9 protein-coding genes are annotated in these 14283 nt (G+C 47.1%); 5 read left to right on the forward strand and 4 right to left on the reverse strand.

The window, feature by feature from the left end; all coding sequences use genetic code 11:
• Positions 1-119: 119 nt before the first annotated feature.
• Complete coding sequence (locus AAGC78_RS11955) at positions 120-317, reverse strand: DUF1289 domain-containing protein (RefSeq protein ID WP_435784309.1); 198 nt, start codon at positions 315-317, stop codon at positions 120-122.
• A 281-nt stretch (positions 318-598) separates the two neighbouring features.
• Between AAGC78_RS11955 and AAGC78_RS11960 the strand changes: the two genes are divergently transcribed.
• From AAGC78_RS11960 to trxB, 4 genes are all read left to right on the forward strand, one after another.
• Positions 599-2665, forward strand: a complete 2067-nt coding sequence (locus AAGC78_RS11960) for a sensor histidine kinase (protein ID WP_435784310.1) — start codon at positions 599-601, stop codon at positions 2663-2665.
• On the forward strand, positions 2658-3113 hold the full coding sequence (locus tag AAGC78_RS11965) for a response regulator (protein WP_435784311.1): 456 nt from the start codon (positions 2658-2660) through the stop codon (positions 3111-3113). Before AAGC78_RS11960 ends, AAGC78_RS11965 begins: the two co-directional genes overlap by 8 nt.
• A 41-nt stretch (positions 3114-3154) precedes the next feature.
• Complete coding sequence (locus AAGC78_RS11970; RefSeq protein ID WP_435784312.1) at positions 3155-4909, forward strand: putative bifunctional diguanylate cyclase/phosphodiesterase; 1755 nt, start codon at positions 3155-3157, stop codon at positions 4907-4909.
• A gap of 173 nt (positions 4910-5082) precedes the next feature.
• A complete protein-coding gene (gene trxB / locus AAGC78_RS11975) occupies positions 5083-6033 on the forward strand; it encodes a thioredoxin-disulfide reductase (RefSeq protein ID WP_435784313.1) in 951 nt (316 codons plus the stop codon).
• A gap of 99 nt (positions 6034-6132) precedes the next feature.
• Here trxB and AAGC78_RS11980 read toward each other — a convergent pair whose 3' ends face one another.
• Positions 6133-6825: a DUF3313 family protein gene (locus tag AAGC78_RS11980; RefSeq protein ID WP_435784314.1), complete on the reverse strand. Its 693-nt coding sequence runs from the start codon at positions 6823-6825 to the stop codon at positions 6133-6135.
• Positions 6826-7121: 296 nt separating this feature from the next.
• On the opposite strand from AAGC78_RS11980, the gene AAGC78_RS11985 reads away from it, so the two are divergent.
• Complete coding sequence (locus AAGC78_RS11985) at positions 7122-8708, forward strand: winged helix-turn-helix domain-containing tetratricopeptide repeat protein (RefSeq protein ID WP_435784315.1); 1587 nt, start codon at positions 7122-7124, stop codon at positions 8706-8708.
• Between the two features lie 95 nt (positions 8709-8803).
• On the opposite strand, the gene AAGC78_RS11990 is transcribed toward AAGC78_RS11985, so the two are convergent.
• Positions 8804-9646 carry a class I SAM-dependent methyltransferase gene (locus tag AAGC78_RS11990; RefSeq protein ID WP_435784316.1) on the reverse strand — a complete coding sequence of 281 codons (843 nt, stop codon included), beginning with the start codon at positions 9644-9646 and terminating at the stop codon, positions 8804-8806.
• A gap of 213 nt (positions 9647-9859) precedes the next feature.
• Positions 9860-13726 carry a phosphoribosylformylglycinamidine synthase gene (gene purL, locus AAGC78_RS11995; protein WP_435784317.1) on the reverse strand — a complete coding sequence of 1289 codons (3867 nt, stop codon included), beginning with the start codon at positions 13724-13726 and terminating at the stop codon, positions 9860-9862.
• Between the last annotated feature and the right edge of the window lie 557 nt (positions 13727-14283).

The raw sequence follows: 14283 nt of genomic DNA on the forward strand, positions 1-14283 counted from the left end.
CAAGTCTAGATCTAATAGCAGTAGGATGTAAAAAAATCACTTCTATTTATTATGGGTTATAGCAGCTGATCGATCAGCGCGCGGGCAGGATAAACGAATACCCATTAACCTGCCAGCAATCATTTTTGGTGGAGGCTTCTGCTTTTTTGTGCCTGCTCGCGCCGCTCAGCGGCGCTGTGTAGGATCTCCAGCTTTGTCGCATCACTCACCACACTCCAGCGTGTAATATCGTGTAATGTACGAAAGCATCCAACACAGACATCAGCTTCATTCAAACAACAGTTGCGCACGCAGGGCGATTCAACGGGTAAAGCCATAGTTTTTCCTTCGATTTTTATTACCCATCATTATAAATAAGATAGATAACTAAATATTTTATTTCAGGATTAGCAATTTAAAAGTTTTTATCAATTGCTCATCTACACTCAGTTTGTTGCTGCCATCCTCCTTGTATACAAAGCCGAATGAAAATTGGCTGGAGGATCATTCTCAGGGGTTATGGATTGAACGAGACATGCACAAAACTGAACATTTTAATTATGGCTATCCTTTACCGCCAAAACTAATCTCAGGCTTTTTACTCGCCTTGGGAATTTGTGTGCTCATTACGTGGCACGCACCTCATACCCTGTCCGCTATTTACCCCTTCATCACACTCATGACCTACAACACAGCCATAGGCATTATTACCTGCGGCTTGGGTTTATACGCCATTTTGCGCAACCATCGCGCAATGTTATTTGTTTGCAGCTTTATTTTATTCGCACTGGGTGCGCTAACCATACTGGATATCATTATCGGCATTCCGCTTAACACCACCACCTGGTTTGTTGTCTTGCTCAGCGAGCCACCAGTGCACACACAGCCAATGTCACCAGTGAGTAGCGCAGCATTTTTGTTAGCATCTCTTACATTATTTTTTGCCATACACCCCAAAGGGGTGAAAAGTATAGTTGCCACCCTGTTAAGTTTGCTGATCTTCTTTACTGCGGTGTCGACGGTGATCAGCCAGGAGTTTGGTTTATTCCCCAGCTTTATTTGGATGGGAGTAAAAATGTCTCCGCAAACAGCAATAAGCTTGATTGCCTTCTCGTCCGGTATTTTTATCCTGCGTTATCAAGCAGCCATTTCTGCATTCAACCGCTTGAACTTTTTTAATCGATTGGTAACCGGCTTTATTTTTATGAGTTTGTTATTTGTGGGAGTCGGCTCAATCGGCTTGCTGCAAATCAACAATGTCGCCAGCATCTCGCAAAAGCTGTATCACGGGCCCTTGCAGGCAAGTAACGCTTCACTGCGGGTGAAAAATGATATTGCCAACCTGAACCGCATTATCAAGGATGTAGCAATTAACCCAAGCTTGATGCACGAAAAAAATATCCCTGTCGAAGTCGATGATATTGAATCAAGAATTGCCGCCGAGTTGCGGATTATCGAGCGCGAACGCTTGGGCAAAGCCGACATAGCTCAATTTAAAACGGTTTTCAGTGATTGGAAAATTGTTATCCGCGCGATTCATCAACAATTGGAATCCGGTGATATAGAAGGATTCAGGAGCATCGCCCTCAATCAAGTACAGAACACCACAGTAACCCTTGAAAAATTGTGCGATCACATGATTGTCGAGGCACAAGAGCAAATGCGCCTGCTGAATGAACAGGCGATTACCACTCGCGATCACTCTGCCAATTTAATGCTGGTTGTTATTGGTGGTTTTTTACTGATCGGCATTTTGGTAGCGGCACTGATTACGCGCAGTTTGAGCTGGCAACTGCAGGAAATCCGCAAGGCGATGCTATCTATATCAGCCGGTAATACCCAGACTGAAATCCCGTTTTTCGATCATCCCCATGAAATTGGCGATATGGCCAAAACCTTGAAGATATTTTCGCTCAATATTGACGAACGCAATAAATCCAACGAATTACTGGCGCAGCATCAACAAGAGCTGGAGAAATCCAATCATCGTTTGGCACAGACGAACAAGGAGCTGGAAACCTTTGCTTATGTTGCATCTCACGATTTGAAATCGCCGCTGCGTGGAATTGCACAGCTTTCAAGTTGGATCGAAGAAGATCTGGAAGAGAAAGAATTTACCGAGGTCGATAAACACACCAAGATGTTGCGCAATCGCATCCACAGGATGGAAAAATTGCTCGACGATATGCTGGTATTTTATCGCGCCGGAAAAATTGATGGCGCCACCACAACAATTGACCTCAAACACATGGCAACAGAGTTGTTTGAAATCCAAAACACCAAACCCGGTTTAAAACTTGAACTGGGAGATAACCTGCCCATCTTCGATAGTTTAAGCACACCCTTCGAACAGATCTTACGCAATTTATTTTCCAATGCACTCAAACACCATGATAAGGATGAAGGAGTTATTCGTGTTGAGGCAGCATCTTCAGCCACTTTCTATTCAATCAGTGTAATTGATGACGGCCCCGGTATTCCAGAAAAATTCCAGGAGCGCGTATTTGGTATGTTCCAAACGTTAAAACCGCGCGATGAATTGGAAGGCAGTGGCATGGGATTGGCGTTGATCAAAAAAATTGTAGAGACCTACGGCGGTTCTATTAGTGTTTACTCGGCGGGACGCGGCTGCCGCTTTACGTTTACCTGGCCAAAAACTATCGAAAGGAAACAACAACATGGTTGATAAAATCCATCCCAGTAGCAGCGATGAATTTAAAACGGTCAGTTTATTAATCGTGGATGATGACGATATAGATGCAACAGCCCTAAGGCGCGCGCTGCACAAATTAAAATTGTTAAACCCGCTTTATCGCGCTAAGGACGGATTGGAAGCGCTCGAAATATTGCGTAATGGCGAAGTACCCAGCCCCTATATTATTTTGTTAGATATCAATATGCCGCGCATGAATGGACTGGAGTTTTTGGAAGCTTTACGTGCTGATCCGGAACTCACTTATGCAGTAGTATTTGTACTAACCACATCCAAATCAGACGAAGACATTATTGCCGCCTATCGCGAACATGTGGCGGGCTACTTACTCAAACAACGGATGGATAGCGATTTTATGCAAGTGGTCAGCCTGCTTGACCACTACTGGCGAGTCATTGAATTGCCCGCTAAAGAGAAATAAAACAGCCGGAATATGTACACAGAGGTGGAGAGGTAATTTGCATGAAGCTTTTGCTCATCGATGATAACGAGCTTGATCGGCAAGCCATTATCCGTACTTTCAAAAAAACGGAATGGGACATCACCATTGCGCAGGCCAGTTCTGCCAATGAAGGCTTGGCGCAGTTCGATAGCGACGACTTTGATGCGGTGTTGCTGGATTATCGTTTACCCGATATCGATGGAATGGAAGTCCTGCAATTGCTCGCCAAACACCCGCACCATCATGCTGCAGTTATTATTCTGACTGGCGCCAGTGCCGATGACGATCTCGAACGCGAATTTATCGAAGCCGGTGCGCAAGATGTTTTATTTAAATCTGAAATCGCCCACAAACATTTAACCCGCGCAATTACCCATGCACGCGCACGCCATGTATTGGAGCGGCAATTATTTGAAAGCCATCAACGCTTGCGAGCACTAGCGGAAAACGATTCCCTCACTGGCCTTGCTAATCGTTACTATTTTGATGAAAGCTTGCGCGCCGCAATTCTGCGTGCACGCCGCCACAATGAACAACTCGCGCTCTTATTTCTTGATCTCGACAACTTCAAATTTATCAATGACGGCCTCGGTCACACCATTGGCGATCAGGTATTAAAAGAAGTTGCTATACGTTTAGTAAACGTAGTGCGCGCAGGTGATATTGTTTGCCGTTTGGGTGGCGATGAATTTGCAATCCTCGCCCACAATTTTGACTCACTGGAAGCCATCAACCAACTTGCCCAACGCGTTTTGGATGATCTGCGCCGCCCTATTCTTGTTGGCAGTTTTGAAAATAGTATTTCCAGCAGCATTGGTATAGCCACCTATCCGGAAGCGGGTGAAACTGCTGTTGATTTGCTTAAAGCAGCAGATATGGCGATGTATCGCGCGAAGCAAGATGGCCGCAACAATTTCCAATTTTTCTCTTCAACCATGCAAGCGCAATTACAGGAACGCGTTCGTCTCGAAAAAGAATTGCGCGCACTGATTCCAACCGATCATTTTGTGTTGTTTTACCAACCGATTGTGGATGCACACACGTTTGAAATTTGTGGTGCCGAAGGCTTAATCCGTTGGGATCACCCCGAGCGAGGGATATTGCCGCCCAGTGAATTTATTACACTGGCGGAGGAAATTGGTTTGATCAGCGAAATAGATTCCAAGAGCCGGTTCAACGCCTGTCGTCAGTTAGCGAATTGGCGCGCACAAGGTTTGGTTGATGACAATTTCAATATGAAATTCAATGTCTGCGCGCAATTATTGACCGACGAGGATTTATATCAAGGCATTATCGATGACCTGAACAGCACAGGTGTGCCCGGTCGTTGCGTCAGCTTGGAAATTACCGAATCCGTATTGATCGAAAATCTTGAACGCACTGCCAAAAGCCTGAAAAAAATCCAGGATTACGGCGTAGAGATTGCGGTCGATGATTTTGGCACCGGCTATTCATCCATGGCCTACTTAAAAGAATTACCCGCCCGCACCCTGAAAATTGACCGCAAGTTTGTACAGGGTATTCCCGATAATGCCGCTGACTGTCGCATTCTGCGCGCGATGATCGTGTTTGCCAAAAGCCTGGATCTCACCGTAGTGGTTGAAGGCGTGGAAACACGCGAGCAGGCGCGCGTCTGCCGCGATTACGGCGCCGATTTATTACAGGGATATCTATTCTCCAAACCTTTATCACCCGCAACCTTTGAGCAACTAATAAGAACCCACAACGCCAACGACTGGGCTAATCGCCTCTCCACCTTGGGGAAAGCCAGCTAAATCCATCCCGATTGCGATCAATATCGCTCAATAAACAGACACATAGCCAAACCCAATGCTGCGAATTGAACCAGACAATTTTGCACGGCTATTGTGATTCGCCTATCATGCCCTCACATTGAGTGACACCCATTTTGCTTTAACCCTTTTTGCATCAAATTCAAGGATCTCCTATGAGTGACGTACAACATCATCGCCTGATTATCCTCGGTTCCGGCCCTGCTGGTTACACCGCAGCCATCTACGCTGCGCGCGCGAACCTTAAACCTGTAGTGATTACCGGTATGCAACAAGGCGGTCAATTGACCACCACGACTGAAGTTGAAAACTGGCCAGGCGGCGTACACGACCTGCAAGGCCCGGATTTGATGGTACAAATGCAGGAACACGCCGAGCGTTTCGATACCCAGATTATTTTCGATCATATCCACGAAACTGTGCTGACCGAGCGCCCATTCAAGCTGATCGGCTCTAACACTTATACTTGTGATGCCCTGATTATCTCTACCGGCGCATCTGCCCAATACTTGGGCTTGCCATCGGAAGAAGCGTTTATGGGCAAAGGTGTAAGCGCTTGTGCGACTTGTGATGGTTTCTTCTATCGCGATCAAAAAGTGGCGGTAGTTGGCGGCGGTAATACTGCTGTTGAAGAAGCATTGTATTTGTCCAATATCGCCAGCGAAGTGACCTTGATTCACCGTCGCGACAAGTTGAAATCAGAAAAGATTTTGCAAGACAAACTGATGGCAAAAGTCGCTAACGGCAATATCAAAGTTATCTGGAACCACCAGCTGGAAGAAGTATTGGGTAACGATTCAGGCGTAAATGGCCTGCGTTTGAAAAGCACGCAAGATGGTGCAACCCAGGAAATTGATGTTGCCGGTGTCTTTATCGCGATTGGCCACAAGCCAAACACCGATATTTTTGAAGGCCAACTGACCATGAAAGATGGCTACATCAAAGTGAAAAGCGGCTTGGAAGGCAATGCAACCCAAACCAGTATTGAAGGTGTATTTGCTGCGGGTGATGTGGCTGACCACATTTACCGTCAGGCGATTACCTCATCAGGTTCAGGTTGTATGGCGGCGCTGGATGCTGAAAAATATCTTGATGATTTGAAATAATCTTCAGTATCTTTTAGCAAAAATCCTGCACAAAAAAAGAGGAAGCCATTATTGGCTTCCTCTTTTTATTTGAGCTGAAATTAAATCAACAACTGGCGCTTAACGGCCAGACGCCTTATCCAACTCTTTACGCAGATTAGCCAGCCATTGGTTAAATGCCTGACGCACCTGAATGTTATTGGTCACACGATTATTCTCTTCCCAAATCCGGCCAAGGTCGCGCTGGTCAGTGATAATCGCCTGCGGCTTTCCGGATACGGAATCATATAGCGTGATTTCCAGAGTCATGGTGCCCATGCCCTCGCTGTACACTTTCATGCTGCCGGGGCGCCCTTTCATATCGTCTTTACTCGCCAGCGGAGCAATTTCCAATACTTTTGCCGCAACGGTCAAGGTATCTGCACCGGGTTGCATTGCTGTTGCATAGGTGCCGTCAGCGATCAAATTATTCATCAAGGCTTCGGTGTAACGCTCTTGATAGTAGCGACGATCTGCATCATTTAATTCCCAAGGGGTATCAAAAGTCACTTTACTAGATGATTGTTGACGGATTTTCACATCGCTCAAATCCAGCTGTTCAACAATCAACTTTTTGTACTGCGAAAACTGCGCGCCCGACGCAATAAAAGTACCGTCAAAACGCGTTTTGGGCACGGCGGTCAAGCCAGCTTTATCCGCTTTAACCTGCGCTTCTTTTTCATGTTTTTTTGTCATCGAGCAACCGGCAACCAAACTGACCGCGAGTGCAAGCACTACGAATCTGGACGCGCTGTGTTTCAATATCGCTTTCATGGCATTACCTACCTATATAGATAAAACAGTGTGCGGATTCCTCCGCGGGGGTCGCATGCAAAGATGCACACAAGCTTACATATGACGTCATTCGTAATCCGTGGTTCACTGGTTACCAGCCGGACAAAACCGTGAGCTGACCATAACAAAGTCGCCAAAGGAATGTAAGTTATTGAAGCACAAAAACAAACTGCCAGCTGTAAAGCTTGTGGCCGGGTTTGTAATATTTTGTAGGTAAGTCTGTTGCCACCAAGCCGTGAGTTGACCACTATCAGGCCGCTAGCTAGGATGGTGCAATGAAAATTTCCTTCGATCAATTCAAGCTGGATACCGATATCGCCGAGCTCAAACGCGGCGATAAAGAGGTTGCGCTTGAACCTCGGGCATATTCTTTATTGGTGTTTTTGATTTCAAAGCGCGAACGCGTAGTATCCAAAGATGAGATTATTAATGCTGTTTGGGATGGACGCTTTACCTCGGATTCAGCACTCACTACCTGCATCAAATCGCTCAGGAAAGCGCTGCAAGATGATGGCGAACAACAACGCTTTATCAAAACCCTGCGCGGAAGAGGCTTTCGTTTTGTAGCCGATGTTATTACCACTGATCAAAAAGAAACAATTTCCTCCAGCATCACCCCCAAGCCAAAACTGGACACCGGGAAAATTTTACCAACTCAAACGCAAACCATTTTCCAAGGCAAGCCTTCCATTATTGTCTTACCTTTTCAGAACTTTCTTGCTGCCCAGCAGGATTCCGTTATAGCCGAAGCTATGGCGCACGATTTAATTCAGGCATTGTCTCGCTTACGTTGGCTCAGGGTAATTGCCCGCGGTACAGCGTTTCAATTTCGCATGCCCGCACCCGACTTGAAAAGTATCGGCCAACAGCTCAATTTGCGTTACGCATTAAGCGGCTCCATTGAAGCACTTGGGCACATGCGTGTTATTAGCGTTGAACTCAGTGATTGCGATACTTCAGATGTGATTTGGGCAGAGCGATTCGAGGTTAAACCGGATGAGCTGCATCAAATCCGCCAAACGATTCTTGCGAGTGTGGTCTCATCTTTGGAGATGTACATCCCACTGAATGAAGCCAGTCAGGCAGCACTGAGCTCCTCAGAAAATTTGGATGCCTGGGCCAATTATCATCTGGGATTGCGCTACATGTTTCGTTTTACCGCTGACGATAATTCACAGGCGGCACATTATTTTTCCCAAGCAATTAATCAAGACGGGCGTTTCGCGCGTGCTTATGCTGGATTGTCCTTTACCCGCTTTCAGGATGCATTTTTACGCTACGATCATGACATAAATAAAGCAATCGCAGATGCACGTCGGTTGGCAGAACAGAGCGTGGAATTGGATTCACTCGATCCATTTACCAATTACAACATGGGAAGATCTTTTTGGTTGAGTGGCGAAGCTGAAGTGGGATTGGGTTGGCTGGAAAGATCCGTCGCACTCAGCCCCAATTTTGCACAAGGGCATTATTCGCGCGCGTTCTGTGAAGTGATGCAAGGCCAAATACAATTAGCATTGGAAAACACTGAACGGTCATTAAATTTAAGTCCGTTAGATCCGTTGCTGTATGGCAACTATGCAATCAAATCGTTTAGCTATTTGCGTTTGGGAGATTTACCCAATGCCGTTTATTGGGCAGAAAAAGCAGCCTCCACACCGGGCGCACATTTTCTGATTTTTATGATTGCCGCCGCTATCCATGCGCTATCGGGAGATGTGAAAAAAACCCAATACTGGTGCACTCGCGTAAAAGCACGCAAACCGGATGCAAGCTCAGTACATTTTTTTAGTGCATTTCCATTTGTAGATGACGCACTACAATCTTCTTTAAAAGACGGTTTGCAGCGGGCACAACTATAATTTTTTTGGGGAGCGCAATAGATCACCATGACCTATTGCGTTTTCCACCAAAAAAATACTCAACTGTTAAATATTTCTGGATCTATCGCACATCCCTACGAACGCTTCTTGGCAATCACAACTTCCAGATAAGTTGATGGTACTTTCACACTACCGTCTTTCGCCAGATTAAATTCGCTAATCAATTGGGTAATATCCTGAGCCAATGCGTGTTGCTGTTCAGTGGATAGCGCATTAAACGCTTTGTGCACCGGACCATAATAGTTGCGGAAAATATCCAACCAATGTTCGCTAGATAAATAACGAAACACAAACGACTTGGTTGTGACTGCTATATCGTCAGCGGAATGCCCAAAATGTTTTTGCAAAAAGTCCTGGGTTCCCCAAGCCGCTGGCGATTGCACTCCCGCAGGAGGAGCAACATAGCGACCCACAATTTTAAACAAGCGGCCGATAAATCCATCCGGTGTCCAATTGGCGAGGCCGATTTTTCCGCCCGGACGACAAACCCGCAACATTTCTACCGCCGCTTGCGCTTGATTAGGTGCGAACATCACACCAAAGGTGGACACCACATTATCAAAATAGGTATTTGCAAAAGGCAGTTTTTCCGCATCCGCCTGTTGATAATCAACGAGCAAACCATCTGCCTCCGCACGAGCCCTGCCTTGATCCAACAACTCTTGCACATAATCTGTTGAAGTCACTCGGCAATAGCGCCGCGCCGCAGCCAACGTTACATTGCCATTACCTGCTGCAACATCAAGCACCGATTCGCCGCTGCTTAAATCCATGGCTTCGCACAAGCTTTCGCCAGTAATTTGTAAAGCGCTACCGACTTTACCGTAGTTGCCAGATGCCCACATGGCTTGCTGCTTTTTCTTGATCGCATCAAAATCCGAGGCGCCTAATACTTGAGAGGATAAATCCGTGTTCATACTGTATCTCCTTTGAGTTCGAGGTTTAACAGATCCATATCAGAACCTGTGCTGTCTAGATTACTGTGGCGAGCGCAACTGAACTTGAGGAACAGGTGGGGATTAGCTGAGGATTTTTTGGAGAGAGAAATATCTTGTTTACAAATAAAAAACGTAACACAAATAAAAAGGAGGCCGAAGCCTCCTTTTATTTGTGTTTATTTGTAGTCTTGATTAACTCACAAACACACGCGCATTGCGGAAGATACGCAACCAGGCACCGTCGTCTTTCCAATCGTCCGGTTTCCATGAATTGCTTACCGCGCGGAATACACGCTCAGGGTGCGGCATCATGATAGTTGTGCGGCCATCTTTGCTGCTCACGCTGGTGATACCTAACGGCGAACCGTTCGGGTTAGCAGGATAGGTTTCAGTTGCACTGAGGTTGTTGTCGATAAAACGCAGCGCAACTGTGCCGCTCTCGTTACACACTTTCAATGCATCGGCATTGGCAAATTCTGCATAACCTTCACCGTGCGCAACCGCTACTGGCATATGCGAGCCAGCCATACCTTTGAACAATACAGATGAAGACTCTTGCACTTGAACCAAACTGAAACGCGCTTCAAATTGTTCGGAAAGATTACGAACAAAACGCGGCCAGTGATCGGCGCCGGGAATCAGGTTTTTCAGATTGGACATCATCTGGCAACCGTTACACACACCGAGACTGAACGTATCGTTGCGATGGAAGAAACGCTCGAACTCATCACGCACTTTGTTGTTGAACAAAATGGTTTTTGACCAACCTTCGCCTGCACCCAATACGTCGCCGTAAGAGAAACCACCGCAGGCGACCAGGCCTTTGAATTGCTCAAGGGATACACGACCGGAGAGCAAATCGCTCATGTGTACGTCAACGGCTTTGAAACCAGCGCGATCAAATGCCGCTGCCATTTCCACGTGACCGTTAACGCCTTGCTCACGCAATACTGCAATCGAAGGACGAACGCCAGTGTTGATAAACGGAGCCGCAACATTTTCATTTTGGTCGTAGCTCAGCTTCACACTCAAACCAGGATTCGGTTTAGTGATAGCAGCAAATTCTTGCTCTGCACAGGCAGGGTTATCGCGCAGTGATTGAATGCGATAACTGGTTTCGCTCCACAGGGCTTGCAATTGCGCGCGCGGTTGATCGAACAATGTTTTGCCATTTGCACTGATGCTCAATGAATCATTCGCGTTCAAGCTGCCGATCACATTAATTTTTAAACCAGCATCCGCAAAACGTTTTTGCACTGCAGCCGATTGCGCGCGTGTTACTTGTACCACTGCGCCCGCTTCTTCGTTAAACAATGCGGCAAGAGAATCTTCACCCAAGCCATCCAGATTGATGCTGACACCTGTGTGACCAGCGAAGGCCATTTCTGTAACAGTTGCGAACAGGCCGCCGTCTGAACGGTCGTGATAAGCAAGTAATTCATTGGCGGCAAGGCTCGCTTGCACTGCGTTAAAGAAACCTTTGAGTTGATCAGCAGAATCAAGATCAGCAGGTGTTTGACCGAGTTGGTTGTAAACCTGCGCGAGGATCGAACCACCGAGACGGTTTTTTCCATTACCGAGATCAACCAGAATTAAATCGGTATCACCTTTGTCTGTGCGAAGTTGTGGAGTCAGAGTTTGACGAACATCTACCACTGGAGAGAACGCAGAAATCACCAATGACAGCGGTGCAGTTACCGCTTTGTTTTCATCGCCATCTTTCCACGCGGTGCGCATGGACATGGAATCTTTTCCAACTGGAATAGTAATTCCTAGCGCTGGACACAATTCCATACCAACCGCTTGTACTGTGCGATATAGTTTTTCTTCTTCACCTTTGTGGCCAGCAGCACACATCCAGTTAGCTGACAGTTTTACATCGGACAGTTTTGCGATACGGGTTGCCGCGATATTGGTAATCGCTTCGGCAATCGCCATACGACCAGACGCAGGAGCATCTAACAATGCAACCGGCGTACGCTCGCCCATACTCATGGCTTCGCCTGCGTAGGAGTCGTAACTAATAGTAGTTACTGCAACATCGGCAACAGGAACCTGCCATGGGCCAACCATTTGGTCGCGCGCAACCATACCGGTTACCGAACGGTCACCGATGGTGATCAGGAAGTTTTTGCTTGCTACAGCCGGGTGTTTAAGAACACGTTCAGCCGCGTCTTTTAATTCAATACCCGCGGTGCTGAACTCAGATGTTTTTGCATTGTGCTTTTCAGCAACGCGATGCATTTTTGGCGGTTTGCCAAACAATACTGACATCGGCAAATCAACCGGTTTTGCATCGAAGTGTTTGTCGTTAACGAGCAAATGTTTTTCGTCAGTCGCTTCACCGACTACCGCGTAAGCTGCGCGCTCACGTTGGCAAATCGCTTCAAAGCGTGGCAAATCTGCCGGTGCGATTGCCAGTACATAACGCTCCTGCGATTCGTTACACCAAATCGCCAATGGGCTCATGCTCGGTTCATCGTTCGGCACATTGCGCAATTCAAATTTGCCGCCGGTGCCACCATCTTTCACCAACTCAGGAAAAGCGTTGGAAAGACCGCCCGCGCCTACATCGTGAATAAAGGCGATAGGGTTTTTATCGCCCAGTTGCCAGCAAGCGTCGATCACTTCCTGACAGCGACGTTCCATTTCCGGGTTTTGACGTTGTACAGAAGCAAAATCCAGATCTTCTGACGAAGAGCCGGAAGCCATAGAAGAAGCAGCACCGCCACCGAGGCCAATCAACATCGCCGGGCCACCCAGCACTACGAGCTTGGTGCCCGCACCAAACGGCGGTTTATCAATGTGTTCAGTTTTGATATTGCCGTAGCCGCCCGCCAACATAATTGGCTTGTGGTAACCGCGACGCTCGCCGTCGAAGTTTTCCTCGAAGGTACGGAAATAACCGCAGATATTTGGACGACCGAATTCGTTGTTAAACGCGGCACCACCGATGGGGCCTTCGATCATGATATCCAGCGCATTAACGATGCGGTTTGGTTTGCCGTAATTCTCTTCCCAAGGCTGTTCAAAGCCGGGGATTTGCAAGTTGGACACAGTAAAACCATTCAACCCGACTTTAGGTTTTGAGCCACGACCTACGGCGCCTTCGTCACGGATCTCACCACCAGCGCCAGTACCTGCACCCGAGAAGGGAGAGATTGCCGTTGGGTGGTTATGGGTTTCAACCTTCATCAATATATGAATTGGCTGTTGGGTGTATTCGTAAGCTTTGGTTTCCGGATTCGGGTAAAAGCGCCCTGCTTTGTGGCCAACCATTACTGCAGCGTTATCAGCGTAGGCTGAAAGTACATCTTCACCACCAACTTCGTTGGTGTTTTTGATCATTTTGAACAGACTGCGTTGCTGCTCTTCGCCATCGATAGTCCATGAGGCATTGAAGATTTTGTGACGGCAGTGTTCAGAGTTGGCTTGGGCAAACATCATCAACTCTACGTCGATAGGATTGCGGCCCAACGCGGTAAAACTTTCTACCAGATAATCAATTTCGTCTTCTGCTAATGCCAAACCGAGGGATTTATTGGCATCAGCCAAAGCAGCGCGACCGCCGCCAAGAATATCCACTGAGGTTTGTTGCGCTGGTTGCTGCTGGATGAACAATTGTTCCGCCGCTTCCAGACTATCAAAAACGGTTTCTACCATGCGGTCATGGAGTAGCGCAGCAATGGCTGCGCGATCTGCTGCAGAAGCGCCGGTAATGTAATAGGCAACACCGCGCTCAAGGCGTTTTACATTTTCCAGACCGGTGTTTTTTGCGATATCAGTCGCTTTGGATGCCCAGGGAGAAATAGTCCCCAAACGCGGCACCACCAGAAAAAGCTCTCCCTCATGGCTCGCTTCCTTATCGGCTTTAGGGCCGTAAGTCAGCAGTTGTTGTAGCACTTGCTGCTGGTCGCTACTTAACGGAGCAGCAACATTAGCGAAATGCACAAACTCGGAGCTAACACCGCTCACAGCGGGAATGCGCTGTTGCAGGGTAGACAGAAGTTTTTGCGTACGGAAACTGGAAAGAGCGGGAGCGCCACGCAGAATCAGCATAGTGGGAAGAGCCTCAGCATCGGGGGGATATGAAAAAAGGCCGCCATTGTACTGGATTTGCCCTATCAGCTGAGAGTTTTTTCACACTCTCGTCCGCGCGCACTTCTTTATATAGAGAAAGGGTTTCCATAAGGGAGTTTGACGCTAGTAGGAAAACCAAAAATTTCCTCCCTCATTTATCTACCAGAGCGCCAAATCCCTATGTGCCCTATCCAACACATAACTAATCAAATCAGTAGCTTATAACAAAAAAGTCTCAAAAACGGATGAAATTTACACAGTTTTTTTACAAAAACTTACGCTTTTTTCACGCAATCCGCCCTGATTTGGGACGCAAATGGCGGCCAATGTCACATTTTTTAGCATTTTTTTGACCGTTTATCGGTTTTTTATAATCGCCTGAAAACCGCCGAATCCCTTGCGCCATGGGGGATTGCGGCGAAAATGGTCAATAAATCACCAAAGCGCTAGCCCATGCGTGCTCAAAAAACAAGCTAGGCACACAAAAAAAGGGGCTATACCATGTCGTTGTATTTGCACGGGTCATTAATGGATTG

Source organism: Cellvibrio sp. (assembly GCF_039207905.1).
GTDB lineage: Bacteria > Pseudomonadota > Gammaproteobacteria > Pseudomonadales > Cellvibrionaceae > Cellvibrio.

What these genes read in the sequence shown, in the direction of transcription:
- AAGC78_RS11980 (WP_435784314.1), bottom strand. Translation starts at nt 6,825, where the DNA reads ATGAAAGCGATATTGAAACACAGCGCGTCCAGATTCGTAGTGCTTGCA.
- AAGC78_RS11970 (WP_435784312.1), top strand. Translation starts at nt 3,155, where the DNA reads ATGAAGCTTTTGCTCATCGATGATAACGAGCTTGATCGGCAAGCCATT.
- purL (WP_435784317.1), bottom strand. Translation starts at nt 13,726, where the DNA reads ATGCTGATTCTGCGTGGCGCTCCCGCTCTTTCCAGTTTCCGTACGCAA.
- AAGC78_RS11965 (WP_435784311.1), top strand. Translation starts at nt 2,658, where the DNA reads ATGGTTGATAAAATCCATCCCAGTAGCAGCGATGAATTTAAAACGGTC.
- AAGC78_RS11955 (WP_435784309.1), bottom strand. Translation starts at nt 317, where the DNA reads ATGGCTTTACCCGTTGAATCGCCCTGCGTGCGCAACTGTTGTTTGAAT.
- AAGC78_RS11985 (WP_435784315.1), top strand. Translation starts at nt 7,122, where the DNA reads ATGAAAATTTCCTTCGATCAATTCAAGCTGGATACCGATATCGCCGAG.
- AAGC78_RS11990 (WP_435784316.1), bottom strand. Translation starts at nt 9,646, where the DNA reads ATGAACACGGATTTATCCTCTCAAGTATTAGGCGCCTCGGATTTTGAT.
- trxB (WP_435784313.1), top strand. Translation starts at nt 5,083, where the DNA reads ATGAGTGACGTACAACATCATCGCCTGATTATCCTCGGTTCCGGCCCT.